Raw genomic sequence first — 17,235 nt, 5'->3', positions numbered from 1 at the left:
CTATTTCAGCAGGGTTTTTGCAATTGTTCTAACATCTCCAATTAGATAAAGCGAACCTCCAAAGAGCACCATGTCTCCTGGGTCAGCCAGCTCAATAGCCTTTTTAACAGCTTTTTCTATCGATGGCTCAATATAAACTTTATCAGTATATTTTCTTATTTCTTCAGCCAGCAGATCGGCTTTCAGCTTTCTGGGCATGCTAACCTCTGTTACAACCACCTCATCAGCCAATGGTACCAGCTTTTCGATCATATGGGTATAATCCTTATCCTTAAGGACCCCAACGCCTAAAATTAGCCTCTTGAATTTAAATAAACCTACAGCCTTTGCAAGATTTTCGATACCTTGAAGGTTATGAGCTCCATCAATCAGGAATATCGGCTTGCGGCTTAGAACCTCAAGCCTGCCTTTCCATTTCGTTTCCTGTAAACCCTTACAAAGCTGTTCGTCAGTAAAGCTTACCAAGCCTCTTTCTCTCAATTCAAGAAGACATACTGCAGCTGTGGAAGCATTATATACCTGGTAATCTCCAAGCATCGAGATTCTGATTCCATTATGAGAAATACCCTTATAGTGCAGATCAAATAAGCTGCCTTCATCATTTTCAATTATTACTTTAATTTCATTTGGATCGATTTCTAAATAGTCTGCTCCCATCTCCTCAGATACTCGCTTGATAACCTCTCTTGATTCAGCTTTCTGAGGATAGGCTACTACCAATCCATCTTGTTTAATTATTCCAGCCTTTTGATAAGCAATTTCACCTAGCGTGGCCCCCAGAACATCCATATGATCATAATCTATGGTAGCAATAACTGAGGCTAATGACTTTTCAATAATATTTGTAGAGTCGAATCGACCTCCGAGACCGACCTCAAGTACGACGTAGTCTACTCCAGCCTCCTTAAAATAAAGGAATCCCAGAGCAGTTACTATCTCAAATGTTGTAGGGTGCTCCATTCCCTCGGAAACCATTTTATCAGCAGCAGTTCTAACCTCGTCAGTCAGCCTGCCAAGGGTTTCTTCAGGTATATCTTCGCCATTTATCTGGATCCTCTCTGTAAATCTCTCCAAATATGGAGATGTGTACAATCCAGTCCTATAGCCGGCAGTTTCGAGGCATTTCGCCAGATAGGCTGATATTGAGCCCTTTCCATTAGTGCCTCCAACGTGGATATATCTCATATCCCTATGTGGTTCACCAAGAAAGTGGAGCAGCCTCCCTACTGAATCCAGACCAAGTCTGGAGCCATATTTATCCTTATCATTGATATAAGCTAACGCTTCCTGATAGTTCATTCTATCCTCCCGCTATTTCTTTAAGGAATTTATCCTTTCCAGAACATTTTCAAGCATCTGCTTGTACTTAACTTGCTTTTCCTTTTCCTCATCCACGACCTTAGCTGGTGCCTTAGCTACAAACCCCTGATTAGAAAGCTTTGCATCAACGCGTTTGATTTCGTCCTCTAGCTTGGCTTTTTCTTTTTCAAGTCTCTCCAGCTCCTTGTCGAAATCGATTAAATCTGCAAGAGGAAGAAAAACCTCACATCCATCCAACACAACTGATACAAATCCCTCTCCAAAGCCACTTTTATCCGATGCAAAGGACATTGAATCAGCTGATGCCAATGTCCTGAACTTTTTCTCGCTTTGTGAAATGATCTCCTTTAAGGCTTGGTCCTCAGTAACAAATATCAGTCCTGCCTTTCTGGATGGAACGATGTTCATCTCTGCTCTAGCATTTCGAATACCTTTTATAGCTGATTTTATAAACTCTATGCTCTTTTCAGCTTCCTCAAACAATAACCCGGTTTCTGGTTTTGGCCAGGATTCCATTATAAGGGCATCAGACTTCCCAGGCAAATGCTGCCATATCTCTTCTGTAATAAATGGCATGAATGGATGTAGAAGCTTCAAAGTATCTCTTAGAACTGATACAAGAACCTGCTGTGCCGTTGTTCTTGAGGTCTTATTCTCGCCGTATAGTCTTGTCTTTGCCATTTCAATATACCAGTCGCAGTAATCCTCCCAAATGAAGTCGTATACCCTTTGGGCAGCTAGTCCAAGTTCATACTTGTCCAGGTTAGATTTAACGTCTCCCATAACTCTGGTCAATCTTGTCAATATCCATTTGTCCTCAGGCTCCAGGTCCTTAGGATCAATTGTATAATCCTCAGCACCATCATCCAGGTTCATCATCACAAACCTTGTGGCATTCCAAAGCTTATTGGCAAAATTCCTGCTTGCCTCTACCCTTTCAGTATAAAACCTCATGTCGTTACCGGGTGTGTTGCCTGTAACCAACGTGAATCTGAGAGCATCAGCTCCATATTCCTCGATAAGCTCAAGTGGATCAATTCCATTTCCAAGAGATTTGCTCATTTTCCTTCCCAATGAGTCTCTGACCAGACCTGTAAGGAAAACGTCCTTAAATGGCAGCTCTCCTGTCTGCTCAAGACTTGAAAAGACCATCCTTATTACCCAGAAAAATATTATATCGTAGCCTGTAACTAGCACATCTGTTGGGAAGAAGTAAGCCATATCCTCAGTATCTTCAGGCCATCCCAAAGTTGAGAACGGCCAGAGTGCTGATGAAAACCAGGTATCAAGAGTGTCAGTTTCCTGACGAATGTTCTTACTTTCACATTTGCTGCAGCTTACAGTTTTTTCTCTTGATACAATTATTTCTCCGCAATCATCGCAATAGTAGACCGGCAATCTGTGTCCCCACCACAACTGTCTCGAAATGCACCAATCTTTTATATTTTCAAGCCAATGTGTATATACCTTGCCGAATCTTTCAGGTATAAATCTTAGTTCACCTTTATGGTAAGCCTCCAATGACGGCTTAGCTAGCGGCTCCATTTTTACAAACCACTGCTTGGATATAAGGGGCTCGATAATTGTTTTGCATCTTTCACAATGACCTACAGCATTGTCATGATCCTTTACTGCATCCAGATAATCCATTTCCTCAAGGGCTTTTGCCACAGCCTTTCTGGCCTCGAATCTTTCAAGACCTTCAAAGCCAGCTGCGTTGAAATTCATGAACCCGTCTTCATTTATTACAACACACTGCCCAAGACCATGCCTTTCTCCTACTTCGAAATCATTAGGATCATGGGATGGCGTAATTTTTAGAGCGCCTGTCCCGAATTCCATCTCAACGTAAGGATCTGCTATAACAGGTATCTCTCTGTTGATGATTGGAACCAATGCAGTTTTTCCAACAAGGTGAGAGTAACGATCGTCGTCAGGATGAACTGCAACGGCAAGATCTCCCAGAATAGTCTCAGGCCTTGTTGTTGCGATCGTTATAAACTGATCGCTGTCTTTTATTGGATATTTAACATGCCACAAGTACCCGTGAGCATCCTCGTGGTCTACCTCAGCATCTGATATTGCCGTATGACAACTCGGACACCAATTGATGATCCTGTCTCCTCTGTATATCAGACCTTTGTCATAAAGCCTAACGAACACCTCTTCAACTGCATTGCTCAACATCTCGTCGAGGGTAAACCTGTCTCTGGTCCAGTCGCATGAAACTCCTAGCTTTTTCAGTTGGTTTTTAATAGTACCGCCGTATATGTCGGTCCAAGCCCAGGCTTCCTTTAAGAATCCCTCTCTACCAAGCTCTTCTTTGCTTCTTCCTTCAGATTTTATCTTCTCAACAACCTTAGCCTCCGTAGAAATACTGGCATGATCAGTTCCTGGAAGCCACAGTGCTGAATAGCCCTCCATCCTCTTCCATCTGATAAGGATATCCTGAATAGTATTATTCAGGGCATGTCCCATATGCAAGCTTCCAGTTACATTTGGCGGCGGCATCATAATTGTGTATGGCTTCTTGTTTTTGTCGATTTCAGGCGTAAAATACCCGTTTTCGTTCCAGAATTTGTAAAGTCTGTCCTCAAACTCCTTTGGGTCATAATTCTTTGGTAAATTTTCTAGCATAGATTCCCCTCCTTATAATAAAAAAGACCCCTCATCCGTGTAAGGACGAAGGGTTCGCGGTACCACCTTAATTCCACAGCTATAGCTGTGGCACTTATATGAAATAACGGTTCCCCGTGCAGACTTAGCTTAATCGGTCTGCAGGCTCAAAAGCGACCTTCATCAATTTCCTGCTGCGGCTCTTCCACCAGCGAGCCTGCTCTCTATTAGGGAATCTGATTACTCCTCTTTATCACAGCCATTGATATAATTGTCCTAATTATAAAATATAGGAAGCTATTTGTCAATCTCGCCTTTTTCAACAAACACAAGTCTTCTAAATATCTTTAGATAGTTAATGAATGCCAGGATATTTAGAGCAAGGGTCAATATAAGAAGAAATAAAGAAATGTTTAAGGGCACCTTTGTTATTATTGATAGGATCGAAGCATATAATGAAAAAGTTGCAACCTTTCCAAACTTATTGGAGGGTATCACTGATCTTTTGTGCTTCAAGTAAAGAACTCCTCCTCCAAGAATCATTACCATTTCCTTTATAAGCATTGGTATAAGAACCCATACAGGAATCAATCCTACAGAGGTAAAGGTGAACAGCACAGTAAAGCTCATCAACTTGTCCGCAAAAGGGTCCATCAAAGCTCCAAGCTTGCTTTCAAGATTATATCGCCGAGCAATATAGCCATCTGCTACATCGGATACCCCTGCAAGAATAAACACAAATCCTGATAGGAGCACCCTATTCTCAGTTCCAGAGTAGAATATGAACAAATAAATCGGGATCAGCAGTATTCTAAAAAAGGTGATCACATTAGGAAGTGTCATATTAGGCTCCTTTAGGGATTGTTAATAATTTTACATAGTATGATATTAACCAATGGTATATATTTTGTCAAACATAAATCACTTTTTTTTTGGATTTGACTCTTCGATCGATTTAAGCTTTCTCCATAATGTCGTTACACTAATACCCAATCTTTCTGCAGCAAGAGACCTGTTTCCCTCAGTCTCCTCTAAAACTTTCAGTATGGTGTCATTCTCTATTTGATGAAGCACGCCCTTGTCGTTTGACGAACTGCTTCCTTCTGAACTTTCTGCTCTTGCCCTTCCAAACTCCAGCATTCCATGACTTGCCTCAGCAGCAATAAGAGAGTCAATCATCTTTTTGTCCCCAGCCAAAACCACACATCTTTCAATAAAATTCTCCAACTGCCTTACATTACCAGGCCAGTCATATACTATCAGCTTGGCTAAGGCTTCGGCTGCGATACCCTCCACTCTTTGGTTGAGATATCTGCTCTTCTCTCTTACAAAGTAGCTTGCCAAATCAGAGATGTCTTCCTTTCTTTCCTTCAAAGGAGGAATCGAAAGCCTCAGGACGCTGAGCCTGTAAAATAAGTCCTCCCTGAATCCACCGTCATCTACTAGCTTAAATAAATCCCTGTTAGTTGCTGCGATGATCCTTACATCGACAGGGATGACCCTGTCATCTCCTATCCTGACTACTTCCTTCTCCTGGATAACTCTAAGAAATCTAGCCTGGAGATTTGGCGACATCTCACTTATCTCATCTAGAAATATTGTTCCACCATGAGCAAGCTCAAATAATCCAGTTTTCCCTCCTTTTCTGGCGCCGGTAAATGCACCTTCAACATATCCAAAGAGCTCACTCTCAAGAAGACTTTCGGGAAGTGCTGCACAATTAACTGCAACAAAGGGCTTGTCGATCCTAAGACTAGCATTGTGTATGCTTTGAGCAAATAACTCTTTGCCTGTTCCTGTCTCTCCCTGTATCAGTACAGTGCTGTCAACCTTTGCATAAAGCCGTGCTTTTTCCTTTACCTGAGTAATAGCTGTGCTTTTACCAATAATATTCTGGAATTTTGTTTTTGCTACATGTCCCTTGGCATGAAGCTTGGCTCTTATCTGAGTCTCCATCTTCTGAATTTTTTCAATTTCCTGGAATGTTGCTACAACACCTACTATTTTCTCGTCTACTATGATTGGTACCCTGTTAGTCAAGATGGAGATATCGCCAATTTTCTGTATTTCTCCAAGCTCTGGTTCACCCGTTCTCAAGACCTCCAACATCCTTGTATTCTCTACTACTTCCTCAACATTTCTCGAAATCGCATTTTCATATCTGATACCAGTTATTTTTTGTACAACTGGATTAAATACAGTTATCATACCATTTTTGTCGATTCCAAGTATTCCGTCATAAGCAAAGTCGATTATTGACTTTAGGATAGCCGCTTTCTCCTTTTCTATCTGTTGGACCTCAAGCAGCCTCTTTGCATGACCAATGGTTTCAGCGATTGCTTCCTTACCAGTCTCTATAAGCACGCCATTCATACGTCGACTATAGATAGCCTCCATTACTGTGTGGCCTCCGATAAATACCCTTGAACCATCATGGTGCAGCTCAGTTATAGCCTTGTCGATCTCTCGTACAGATTTAATGGTTATGATATCAATCTTTGCTGAGAAAGTTTTTTCCAAAACCTCGCTTACCCTTATATATGCTTTTGAAAGATCTTCAAAGCCCACAATTCCTATTCTAGTTGAGTATTGAACTGCCTTGCCTATGGACTCAATAACGTCGTAGCTGCTGAAATCAATATTTACAACAGGAATGTCGATGTTCTTTTTAATGAGGTTGCCTGTACCGCCTCTGCTTATTATTACGCTGGCTCCATCTTCGACAGCCTTTCTTGCCTTACCAAGACCTTCGCTGTAGGAACCTTCAAAAACCTCAATATTTTCTCCTAGATCATCTATGACCTGTTGAGCATATTCGGTAAATTTTTCATCAGGTGAAATTATCACTATCCTACCGTTCATACTGCCACCAACCCCTTGTTTTGTCTTGACTCTTACCATATATTATACTTCATTTCAGCTATGATTGACATCTGAATTTATCAGACTACTATAGCAAAGAAAACAGGCCTCCATGACGGCAGGCCTGCGGCGGGGGATGAAACTGAAGCTTCGTCCTTAGTCTTCTTTCTTTAGATGTGCTTCCAAAGGAGGACCATATGCCCAGACTATTTTAAATTGGGTATCTCCTGTGTTCATTATGGTATGGTCAACTCCCAATGGGGAGAAAATTGCAGTACCTGGATAAAGATCGTACTCTTCGTCGCCAACTATCAATTTGCCTGTTCCCTCGACTACAAACATCGCTTCCTCAGAATCTGTGTGCCTGTGTAAAGGGATCCTGCTGCCGGGCTCTGTTACATTAGTTCCCATTGATATTTTCGTGGCACCAACTGTATGCTCGCTTATTAATATCTTAGACACTCTGGGGTATGGCGTTTTAAGTTCTCCTGCTATATCAGCCTCTCTAACTATAACCTTTGGTTTATCCATTTGTCTGTCTCCTTTCAAACTGTATGTTCTTTATTCAACCACCCTCAAGGTGGGGGAATACTTCAATAACTGAGTATTCATCGATAATTACATCAACCGGATTTCTCCATCTACCATCAGCGACCACCATTCCTACCTCATCAGACCTGATGCCATAAATAGCCAGGAATCCCAGAAGATCCTTATCTAAACCCGGAACAACCTCGAATTCCTCTTTTCCAGTTCTTTCAACAAATGATAAGTGCAGCTTTATCTTGACCATTCTATCATCCCTAGATCAATGCCTTTTTCATTTCTTCCTCAGAAAGGTCAAACACTGCATTTGTTGGACTTAGTGGTTCATCATACAGGTATTCCGGGAGCTTATCGTAAGCAGGGCTCAGACCTGTATTTATATTGAACTCCCTTTCCAATTTAAGGGTTTCAACAGCCAGGTCCCAAATGGTATCTTTATCGTAGTTGCTACCACATTTTGTATTTACTATCTCTGCTAAAAGATGAGGTTCAGCAAACAACGGGCCTCTTGCAAACATACATAATCCTATGCAATCCAAAGTACCGATCTGAATTTGAAGAAGTTTTGAAAGCTCACCCTGTTTTTCTGTCCCAAGTGGGTCGACTGTTCCTCTTGATCCGAAACAGTTTCCTGCAGTATGGTCTCCGCCCATTGTAGACATGGAATAGGTAACCCCGTTTCCCTTTAGAGCTCTTGGATCATAACCTGCAAATCCCTGACCTTTCCCTGTTGGTATTCTCTCGCTTCCCAGCACCTCGCCTGTTATTTGAGCTCCATTTCCCAACATTCTTCCCATAGGTGTATCTCTCCATATCTCCTTGATCAGAGCCATACAGTCCGCTTCGCTTCCAAATCTCCCATAGCCCTGATCTAGAGCCACACCTATGGCGCATCCTGTCTCGATCGTGTCAAGGCCTAGATCGTTTATCTCGTAATTTAATCTTGCAACAGAATCCAGGTTGTCCATACCAAGGTTAGAGCCCAATAGCGCTATATTCTCATACTGCATTGTGGATACTATCTTCTTACCGTTTTCATCAGGATAAACTGTGCTGCATCTTATGGCGCATATATCCATACATGAAATTGCAAGTTTTCCCTCTCCACCACGTGCTTTGATCAGCTCATTCATCTTCTCACCGCTTAGATTCTCGACGTGCTCACTGGATCCGAATCTGAAGCTGTTTGTTGGCAGAGCTCCCATACCATTTACTGCTTTGACGATTGCTGTAGTGCCATAGTTGTGGTAAATGTCTTTAGTTTTCGGGTCTCCTGCCAGCTTTTTATTAAAATCCTTTGCTATTTGGATAAATCGATCCTTGTCATTATATTCAATTTGATCACAGTCAGAGTCATCGACCACTATCGCCTTCAGACCCTTAGATCCCATGACCGCTCCCAAGCCACCCCTTGCAGCAAACTTAAGCTCGCCATGAGGATCAGTGGAGGCAATGCAAGCTCCTCTGAGACCTCTTTCGCCAGCAGGCCCAACGCAGAGTATACCTACCTTTCCTCCAAACTTCTTATATAGTCTGGAAACTGTCTCATAGGTTCCCTTGCTTTTAAGCTCGCTCCACTCCTCAAGCCTCGGACCATCCTTATCGACTATTAGAACCCAGGTCCCTGAGGATGCTTTTCCCTCTATTACAATTGCCTGATAGCCACACTTAGATATTCTTGCTCCTGCAACTCCTCCGCAGTTAGCCTCCTTGATCCCCTTGGTAAGCGGGCTCTTAGCACCTACTGATATTCGACTGGCACTTGAAGCTATAGTGCCTGACAGTACTCCGGTAGCAAACACCAGTTTATTATTTTTACCCAACGGTTCGCAGTTTGCCTGTACCTCATCGTGTATTAGCTTTGATGATAAGGCTCTTCCACCCAGAAAGTCGTATTTCTCCTCCCGCTTAGAACCTGCCTCTGATGTTGACATATTGACTCTCAAGATTTTGCCCATAAATATCCCCCCTCTACTATTTACTCTCCTTCAGGCTTTACTGCAGACTTCATAGTGAAGCTCTGAAGAATGAAGGAACCAATTATCAACACAAGGATAATCAAAGCCAAAGGCCTTGTTACAAATGAAGTCATCAAAGGTACAAAACCCTTGGAGCTTATTAGAGCTTGCCTGAAGTTGGTTTCAATCATTGGACCCAGAATTATTCCAAGAACTATCGGTGAAACAGGATAATTGCTGCGTTCAAACAAGTATCCTACAAATCCAAAGAAAACCATTATTATTACATCGTTCATATTATTGTTTAGTGCATAGGAGCCGATTACACAAAGCAAAGATATTACGGGAACTATAGCCCACTTAGGGAATTTCAACATCTTAAGCATAAGGTTGGCACCAAACAATCCAAGGACATATGACATAATAGTCCCTATTGCAAGGAATATCAGAATATAGTAGAAATAGTTCTTATTTACTAACATAAAAGTAGGCCCTGGCATTAATCCATGCATATAGAAAGCTCCGATTATTACTGCTGTTACGGAATCACCAGGAATCCCAAGAGTCAACATCGTTGTCAATGCTCCTCCTATTGCAGCATCATTTGCCGTCTCAGGTGCTGCTACACCCTCGTATGCACCTTGGCCAAATGGTCTGCTTGGATTCTTTATTAAGCTTTTAGTTGTCCCATATGCTACCAAAGACCCAATATCACCGCCTGTTCCAGGCAAGAGACCTATTATCCAGCCTATAACGGCCGACCAGGTCATAGTGGGTATCAAGGTCTTTATTATCTTAAACTTGGGGAAAAGATCTTTTATACTGTAGGTTTCGTCTATCCTAAGAGTTTTTGATTTCTTAAGTTGAACAAATACTTCTTTCATTCCAAAGAGGCCTATCATTGCAGCTATGTAATTTACACCACCACTTAATACTCTGGTACCAAAAGTAAATCTCATTAGGCCAGTTATAGGGTCCATACCAATCATCCCTACGAATACTCCCAAAAATGCTGCCACCAGACCTTTACTCATTCTACCTTGGCTAAGTACTGCAACGAGAGTTATTCCCCACATAGTTATAAGAAAATACTCCTGCGGTCCAAACTTTAATGCTATTTTACCAAGCAGAGGGCCTACGAGAGCTAATACAAGCAATCCGAATATTCCACCTACTAAACTAACGAATAAAGAAATACCTAAAGCATTATTTGCTTCTCCCTTTAATTTAAGAGGATATCCATCAAATACAGTTGAAACAGCAGCTGCAGTACCAGGAATATTTAATGCAATTGCAGAAATCGATCCTCCTACTACACCCCCTGCAAATGCCCCTATTATAAATGCTAACGCAGGTATCATTTCCCAGCCGAAAGTCAAAGATACAACTAGAACAATTGTCATAGTAACTGTCAATCCAGGCAAGGCTCCCATTATCAAGCCAATTATAGCACCCACTAAAATATATAATGTGTAGATCATTTCATACTCGATCAATTATTGGAACCCCCTTTCTACGGTAGCATTACTTTGAAAATCTCATAAAAAACAAAATGCAAGACCGGTACCGTTACTGATGATATCACTACTGCTTTTAAAGCTTTCTTTCCTAAATTCAACTCCTCATAGTTCATTATCATCATTGTAATCACTAGAAATACGATTGTACCCATTATAAATCCTAATTTTGGCACTACAATAGAGTATATCAAGACACCACCTGCATAGACTGCTGCCATCAAAACGTCATGTGCAAGCTCGCCCTTGTGTTCTTTTGAAGTCTCCTCTTTACTTATGTTTCTAAGGTCGCTTATTATTGTCGCAACCAGGAAAATAAACATCGCAGCTCCTATAAGAAATGGGTAAATCAACGGCGAGGTAGTCTCAAAAATTTTTATTCCATCCTTGTTTACCCAATTGAAAATACTGCCTAGAATTGTCGTTACTACAGCTCCGATAAAAAGATATATAGTAAGATCAATTACTTTGATCTTCTTCACTTTTTAGTGCACCCCCTAATAAAGGTTTATCTGTGTTAGTCAGTAGGATCAGTAATGATTTTATGAAAATATCACAATCTTTTTGTAAGAGATAAACTATGAGATTTGACAGCCTTTTACCTTAGCAAAAGGCTGTCACTGATAAGTCAGATAAGTCTATTGTGGTTTTTCTATGCCAAAATCAGCAGGGGAATTTGGAGCAGCTCCTGTATCGTATAGCAACCATGCTGCCTTGGAGGTCCACTTTGTCAAATAGTCAATAGCTTCCTGTCCGCTATAGTCTATTCTAGTAAGGAATAATCTATCTGTATACTCAGTCCATCTTGGATCAGCCATTGCTTCTTCCATTTTTGCTTGGAGAAGATCAGTTATCTCTTTTGGCGTCCCCTTTGCTGCAAACAGTCCAAAATAAGGTCCGTATGGTACGAATGGAGCCATTTCAGGATATAGTTTTCCTATTGTAGGAATATCATCAAGACCGGGTATCGGGTCGTTAGTAAATGATGCTAATATCTTAAGATTTCCAGCTTTGTGTGCTTCTACCATGGATTGTACCATTTCTATCGTTGCATCTACTTGACTTCCCATAACAGCTGTTATAGCCGGGCCGCCTCCTTGGAATGGAACAAATGTAAACTTCGCTCCCAGGTATTGCTCAAGAAGCAAACCGCTTATATGAGGAACAGTTCCCGGCCCAGCGGTACCGATAGTCAATTCTCCAGGATTATCTATAGCATATTGAATCACCTCTTCAGCGCTGTTAAATGGTGAATCCGGTGGTACTGCCATAACTGGAGTCGCTTCGGCAACTAGCTTTATGGGAATAAAATCTCTTATTGGATTCATATCCATTGTACCCATTGTTTGCCATACGGACATGATCTCTGATCCGAAGAATAGAGTGTAACCGTCAGTCTTTGCATTAAGTACGAATGAAGCGGCAGTAGCACTGGCAGCACCAGGTGTATTGGTAATCGCTATACCTACTCCGACCTTTTCCTGCAATATTGGAACAATACCTCTTGCAATTACGTCAGTAGGTCCACCTGCTCCAAAACCAACAGTTGCGTTGATCGGTCTCTCTGGATAATTTGCGACTGCAGGGTCTACTGCTGGTTCTGCAGGTTCTGCTGGCTCTTCAGCAGGTGCTGGCTCTGGAGCTGGAGCGGGCGCTGGTTCCTGAGCACATCCTGCGAGTGCGACAGATACTACAATCAGCATCGCAAGCATTAAGTACATCAGCCTAAACTTTTTCATTCCTATACCTCCTAATTTGGATTTCTCTGCCTTCCTCTTTTATAACCCGACTTACCTGATTTCATTCCCCCTTAACTTTTTTTGTATATAAATGGAATATATACCTAGTCTCCTACTACGTCGGATGTACCTGCCTTAGCGCAGCTCAGACCGCAATAGCTACCATCCATATCTATAGGCATTAGTTCCGGAGCGAACCCATTTTCATGTTCTAGAGCGTTCATTATCATATTACCGATCGGGCAGCTCAATGGCTGCATTCCCCTGCTGTTAAATCCTTCTCTTATCCCCATTAGACAACAATTCTTGACCTTTGCCTTGAAAACAAATTCATCCTCAATGTACTCAATATCCTCGAAGAATCCCTTCTCTTTCATCCACTGCAAGAGAACGGCCTTCTCGTAGGCTTTTTCTCCAAGCTCAGACAAAATATATTCTACTCCTACTAATGTCAATCGATATCTTGCACCCTTGCCTCTCTCATCATAGAAGGCTTTTTGAACTTCATAAAGAAGTTGATCCTTCAATTTTCCGATATCACTCACTTTGCCAACCTCCTCTATGATTATTCCTCGTAATATGCTTCCCCGAAGGTTTCTTTGAAAACTAGCTCATTCAACGGAAGTCTCGGTCTTGGATTCTTCGTTTCTCCCGGGACTCCGACTGCAAGAATGGCATAAAGCTTATAGTCCTCCGGGACCTTGAAATATTCCTTCATCTTGAGCTCATCTCTTATATCAATGCAAGGAGCGACAAGCCAGCATGCTCCCAGTCCCAGACTTGCAGCAGTCAAAAGTATATTTTCAATTGCAGCAGAGGTGTCGAACGGTGCATCCCACACTTCCTTTTTCCCCAATACTAGAATATCGAAGGCTGCCTGATTAACGAAGGCAGAAACACTTCCAGATGTCAGCTTCTTAAAAGCCGCTCTTTTTTTATCTTCATCCTCCAAAGCTTCAAACCTGGTTTGCATATGCTTACTTAGATACTCACCTGTAAATCTTCTCCCGCTGCCTCCTTTACCGACAACCGAAAGGAAGTCCTTGCTAGTTTGGTCCTTGACTATTATGAATCTCCATGGCTGAGCATTCTCACCAGATGGAGCTTGTCTGGCGCTTTCCATGATAAGTCTGATGTCTTCCTCTGAAACTTGCTCATTAGTATATTTCCTGATACTTCGTCTATCCAATACGACTTGCCAAAACTCTTTGTTGATCTCCGTCATATCATGAACCTCCTTCTACAATAACCTACCTTCTATACCGGATGATGAATGGCGTAAATGCTTCTGCCACCATTTAATGGTCCTCTAATAACTTCCTCTACCAATTCCCGTGGCTTTTCAGATGCGGTTTCAATCGGTGGAAGTTTACCAACAGGATATTGTCTTTTTATTTCGTCGTGTAAAGCAACCATGAAATCAAATAATACCTCCAGACCTTCTTCAGCTTTTTTGGCATCAGCTAAGGATGGCTTCCCAATAACGGCCTCTGGATAAACCTTGACCTCAAGACCTCCAGCACCTATTTGTGCATGCCCAGGAATCGGTGACTGGTAGACGTCTCCTCCCTTGTCGATCCATCCTTTTGGCCATTTGCTGACAGGGTTGGAATCGACCATATCCGCCATACTGTTCATCTCGGGGAAAAGAGCTAATGAATATGATGCTTCAACCTCATCTGCATGTGCAAAAGGAGTTTCAAAAGGTCCTCCATGAGCTTTATCTTTTAAGTAGTTAGGAATAACCGTTGGCCAGTTTACAAACATTATAATAGCAGGCACCTGCCATATTTTCCCGAATTGATGTATAGCATTAGGTATTACATATTCCTGACCATGTCCATTCAGCAGTATCATTTTTCTGAAGCCAGCATTCCAGAAGCCAGCGAAAATACATCTTAAGTAGTTTGTAAAGGTTTCTTCAGGTATAACAATAGTTCCAGGCATACCCATATGTGCCCATGGATGGGATCCAAACCAAATCGGCTGGGAGACAGTGCAGCCTGTGACTTTTGCAACAGTTTCTGCCATCCTTGTTACGAGAAATGTATCCTCTCCAAAGCACTGACCATCTCCGTGAGCCTCAGTGCTGCCTATTGGGATGATAATAATATCGTTTTCCTTAAGCCTTTCTTTGACCTGTTTACCGGTCATGTTCTGGAAATAGACCTTATCAGCCTTATCCATTGAACCTTTTGATATTTCATATTTCACTTAAGACACCTCCTTGAAGTATTTAGCGATTTCTGTATTATAATATATGCAAGTCTAATGCCAACTTGATGCATTTGAGTAAAAGCCCAGCGATTTTGAAATTTTCAGATTAGTTAAATATCTATCAGGTCAATCAAATCGCTGGGTTTCAATTTGAAATGTTTATTGATTTAATGTGATAATAAACCGTTTTATTTTGAAATATCTAAAGTCTTACTGCATCATAATCAAGAGCAAGCTTGTTTAACTCAGCCACTACCTCAACATCTACCGGTATCCCCTCAGCAAGTCTTTTTTCCATGAGATTTTGCTCGATCTCACCTGCCATGAATATTTCATTATCCCCTTTTGGGGGAAGAGACTTGATCTTCGAAATGGCATCGTCTACCCTTTCCTTATACTCTTCTATCACCATAAAAGCGCCAATATTGATAACGATAAAAAGGTGGCTTGTCTTAGATGGTCCACTCATATCTGTTATATTCTTGACTTCTCCAAGAGAAGAGGTACCTGTTAATGCTCCAGTCAGTAAATCTATGATCAAAGAAAGTCCTGATCCTTTAACACCACCTATTGGGACAAGACTGCCTAAAAGAGCTTCTGATGGATCAGCTGTAGGATTGCCATCCTTATCTAATCCCCAATCAAGAGGCATCTCCTTATTTTGAAGCGCTGCCATTCTTATTTTTCCCCTGGCTACCGTGGACATGGACATATCCAATACTATGGGCTTCCCTTTCTTAGCTGGAACTGCGACAGTAAGAGGATTGGTTCCCAATAAGGGGGTCTTTGTCCCAAAGGGCGCAATAGCCGGCGATGCGTTTGTCATTACGAGTCCGATCATATCTTCCCTTGATGCCAGCATCGAAAAGTACGAGGCCACTCCAAAGTGATTGCTATTCTTAACTGCTACTAAGCCTACTCCATATATCCTTGCCATATCTATGGCTGCTTTCATAGCTTTATAGCCAGCTACCTGCCCCATGCCATTGTCGGCATCCAGTACAGAAACAGCTGCTGCTTTGTTCTCGAGAAATTTCATATCAGCGTTCTGATTTACAGCTGCATTCTCGAGTCTTTTGACGTAGGTTGGAAGTCTTACTATTCCATGGGATTTGATATTCCTAAGCTCAGCAAAAAGTAGAGTATCACTAATTATCTCTGCTTCCTCCAGCTTCACTCCTGCTTTTGTAAGAACATCTATGCAAAAATCATTTAAGGTATTCAAGTCATATAATATGGGTTGTTCCATATAGGACAACTCCTTTCTAATTATTTGGACTAGATCCTGGCTGCCCCGGTTTCCCTTGCAGCTTTAGCTACTGCCTCTGCAATAGCAGGTCTTACTCGCTTATCAAATGGATAAGGTATTATATAATCTTCTTTTAGTTCATCGTCAGCTATAAGTCCTGCCAAAGCGTCAGCTGCTGCTATCTTCATGGCCTCGTTGATCTCTTTTGCTCTCACGTCGAAGGTTCCTCTGAATACTCCCGGAAATGCAAGGACATTGTTTATTTGATTAGGATAATCAGATCTTCCAGTGCCAACAACTCTTGCACCCGCTTTCTTTGCAAGGTCAGGATCGATCTCTGGGACCGGATTCGCCATTGCAAATATTATCGCATCCTCATTCATAGTCTTTACCATTTCTTCAGTTACTATATTAGCCTGAGAAACTCCAATGAATACGTCGGATCCCTTCATCGCCTCGGCTAAATCTCCCATCTTCAGATCCTTATTGGTTACTTCTGCCATTTCATCTTTAGCCCAATTCATTCCATCTTTTCTACCCTTATATATTATCCCCTTGCTATCTACTAGAAGCATGTCCTTTACGCCAATGTTCAGAATTATCTTAGCTATAGCTACTCCTGCTGCGCCAACTCCATTTATTACTACAACTAGATCTTCCATCTTCTTGCCCGTTAATCTTAAAGCATTCTTCAGTCCGGCAAGAACTATGATAGCAGTACCGTGCTGGTCATCGTGGAATATAGGTATATCAAGTTTTTCCTTAAGCTTATTCTCTATTTCAAAGCATCTTGGAGCAGAGATATCCTCTAGGTTTATTCCTCCAAAGGCTGGCTCTATCATGCATACAAGGTTAACGATCTCATCCGGATCCTTTGTATTTACGCAAATTGGAAATGCATCCACTCCACCAAATTCCTTGAATAGAACAGCCTTGCCTTCCATGACTGGAAGAGCTGCGTGAGGACCTATATCTCCTAGTCCTAGAACTGCAGTTCCATCTGATACGACCGCAACCATGTTTCCTTTTGATGTATATTCATAGACGTCATTTATATTCTTATGTATCTCTTTGCAAGGTTCAGCAACTCCAGGTGTGTATGCTAGACTTAAGCTTTCTCTATCTGTGACCGGAACCTTGCTTTCCACGTTCAACTTGCCTTTATTGTCTCTATGAAGCTTCAATGCGTCGTCTCTTAGTGACATTTTCAA

At 41.7% G+C, this 17,235-nt stretch carries 15 protein-coding genes and 1 other annotated feature; all 15 genes read right to left on the bottom strand.

Annotated features, from left to right (window positions below; all coding sequences use genetic code 11):
• Complete coding sequence (locus tag AC4PHB_RS02860; RefSeq protein WP_492137164.1) at positions 1 to 1,299, bottom strand: bifunctional folylpolyglutamate synthase/dihydrofolate synthase; 1,299 nt, start codon at positions 1,297 to 1,299, stop codon at positions 1 to 3.
• Between the two features lie 12 nt (positions 1,300 to 1,311).
• Positions 1,312 to 3,957: a valine--tRNA ligase gene (locus tag AC4PHB_RS02855; protein WP_492137163.1), complete on the bottom strand. Its 2,646-nt coding sequence runs from the start codon at positions 3,955 to 3,957 to the stop codon at positions 1,312 to 1,314.
• A gap of 38 nt (positions 3,958 to 3,995) precedes the next feature.
• Positions 3,996 to 4,202 (bottom strand) — a binding site (T-box leader).
• 31 nt (positions 4,203 to 4,233) lie between these two features.
• Entirely contained in the window at positions 4,234 to 4,779 is a 546-nt protein-coding gene (locus AC4PHB_RS02850; RefSeq protein WP_492137162.1) for a CDP-alcohol phosphatidyltransferase family protein, read from the bottom strand.
• 78 nt (positions 4,780 to 4,857) lie between these two features.
• On the bottom strand, positions 4,858 to 6,837 hold the full coding sequence (locus AC4PHB_RS02845; protein ID WP_492137161.1) for a sigma 54-interacting transcriptional regulator: 1,980 nt from the start codon (positions 6,835 to 6,837) through the stop codon (positions 4,858 to 4,860).
• 117 nt (positions 6,838 to 6,954) lie between these two features.
• Positions 6,955 to 7,329 carry a cupin domain-containing protein gene (locus AC4PHB_RS02840; RefSeq protein WP_492137160.1) on the bottom strand — a complete coding sequence of 125 codons (375 nt, stop codon included), beginning with the start codon at positions 7,327 to 7,329 and terminating at the stop codon, positions 6,955 to 6,957.
• A gap of 34 nt (positions 7,330 to 7,363) precedes the next feature.
• A complete protein-coding gene (locus tag AC4PHB_RS02835; protein ID WP_492137159.1) occupies positions 7,364 to 7,591 on the bottom strand; it encodes a hypothetical protein in 228 nt (75 codons plus the stop codon).
• Between the two features lie 10 nt (positions 7,592 to 7,601).
• Positions 7,602 to 9,302 (bottom strand): aldehyde ferredoxin oxidoreductase N-terminal domain-containing protein, encoded by a 1,701-nt coding sequence (locus AC4PHB_RS02830; protein ID WP_492137158.1) that lies wholly within the window; start codon positions 9,300 to 9,302, stop codon positions 7,602 to 7,604.
• Positions 9,303 to 9,322: 20 nt separating this feature from the next.
• The gene (locus AC4PHB_RS02825) at positions 9,323 to 10,798 is read right to left on the bottom strand and encodes a tripartite tricarboxylate transporter permease (protein ID WP_492137157.1); all 1,476 of its coding nucleotides are present in this window, start codon (positions 10,796 to 10,798) and stop codon (positions 9,323 to 9,325) included.
• Positions 10,799 to 10,815: 17 nt separating this feature from the next.
• The gene (locus AC4PHB_RS02820; protein WP_492137156.1) at positions 10,816 to 11,301 is read right to left on the bottom strand and encodes a tripartite tricarboxylate transporter TctB family protein; all 486 of its coding nucleotides are present in this window, start codon (positions 11,299 to 11,301) and stop codon (positions 10,816 to 10,818) included.
• Positions 11,302 to 11,457: 156 nt separating this feature from the next.
• Positions 11,458 to 12,558, bottom strand: coding sequence for a Bug family tripartite tricarboxylate transporter substrate binding protein (locus tag AC4PHB_RS02815; protein WP_492137155.1), 1,101 nt, complete (start codon positions 12,556 to 12,558; stop codon positions 11,458 to 11,460).
• 104 nt (positions 12,559 to 12,662) lie between these two features.
• Positions 12,663 to 13,103: a hypothetical protein gene (locus AC4PHB_RS02810; RefSeq protein WP_492137154.1), complete on the bottom strand. Its 441-nt coding sequence runs from the start codon at positions 13,101 to 13,103 to the stop codon at positions 12,663 to 12,665.
• A 20-nt stretch (positions 13,104 to 13,123) separates the two neighbouring features.
• Positions 13,124 to 13,783, bottom strand: a complete 660-nt coding sequence (locus AC4PHB_RS02805; RefSeq protein WP_492137153.1) for a nitroreductase family protein — start codon at positions 13,781 to 13,783, stop codon at positions 13,124 to 13,126.
• Between the two features lie 32 nt (positions 13,784 to 13,815).
• The gene (iolN, locus tag AC4PHB_RS02800) at positions 13,816 to 14,772 is read right to left on the bottom strand and encodes a 3-dehydro-scyllo-inosose hydrolase (RefSeq protein ID WP_492137152.1); all 957 of its coding nucleotides are present in this window, start codon (positions 14,770 to 14,772) and stop codon (positions 13,816 to 13,818) included.
• Positions 14,773 to 14,977: 205 nt separating this feature from the next.
• Positions 14,978 to 16,024: an Ldh family oxidoreductase gene (locus AC4PHB_RS02795; RefSeq protein ID WP_492137151.1), complete on the bottom strand. Its 1,047-nt coding sequence runs from the start codon at positions 16,022 to 16,024 to the stop codon at positions 14,978 to 14,980.
• Positions 16,025 to 16,053: 29 nt separating this feature from the next.
• A complete protein-coding gene (locus tag AC4PHB_RS02790) occupies positions 16,054 to 17,229 on the bottom strand; it encodes an NAD(P)-dependent malic enzyme (RefSeq protein WP_492137150.1) in 1,176 nt (391 codons plus the stop codon).
• Positions 17,230 to 17,235: the final 6 nt, after the last annotated feature.

This window comes from Gudongella sp. QWL-04 (genome assembly GCF_058683975.1).
Note: the sequence above shows the minus strand (reverse complement) of the source record. Positions and strands in the feature narration are given on the sequence as shown.

Bases quoted from the DNA above. Each gene is read 5' to 3' on its own strand.
- AC4PHB_RS02795 (WP_492137151.1), bottom strand. From the start codon at position 16,024: ATGGAACAACCCATATTATATGACTTGAATACCTTAAATGATTTTTGC.
- AC4PHB_RS02850 (WP_492137162.1), bottom strand. From the start codon at position 4,779: ATGACACTTCCTAATGTGATCACCTTTTTTAGAATACTGCTGATCCCG.
- AC4PHB_RS02790 (WP_492137150.1), bottom strand. From the start codon at position 17,229: ATGTCACTAAGAGACGACGCATTGAAGCTTCATAGAGACAATAAAGGC.
- AC4PHB_RS02815 (WP_492137155.1), bottom strand. From the start codon at position 12,558: ATGAAAAAGTTTAGGCTGATGTACTTAATGCTTGCGATGCTGATTGTA.
- AC4PHB_RS02840 (WP_492137160.1), bottom strand. From the start codon at position 7,329: ATGGATAAACCAAAGGTTATAGTTAGAGAGGCTGATATAGCAGGAGAA.
- AC4PHB_RS02860 (WP_492137164.1), bottom strand. From the start codon at position 1,299: ATGAACTATCAGGAAGCGTTAGCTTATATCAATGATAAGGATAAATAT.
- AC4PHB_RS02835 (WP_492137159.1), bottom strand. From the start codon at position 7,591: ATGGTCAAGATAAAGCTGCACTTATCATTTGTTGAAAGAACTGGAAAA.
- AC4PHB_RS02855 (WP_492137163.1), bottom strand. From the start codon at position 3,957: ATGCTAGAAAATTTACCAAAGAATTATGACCCAAAGGAGTTTGAGGAC.
- AC4PHB_RS02845 (WP_492137161.1), bottom strand. From the start codon at position 6,837: ATGGTAAGAGTCAAGACAAAACAAGGGGTTGGTGGCAGTATGAACGGT.
- AC4PHB_RS02805 (WP_492137153.1), bottom strand. From the start codon at position 13,783: ATGACGGAGATCAACAAAGAGTTTTGGCAAGTCGTATTGGATAGACGA.
- AC4PHB_RS02830 (WP_492137158.1), bottom strand. From the start codon at position 9,302: ATGGGCAAAATCTTGAGAGTCAATATGTCAACATCAGAGGCAGGTTCT.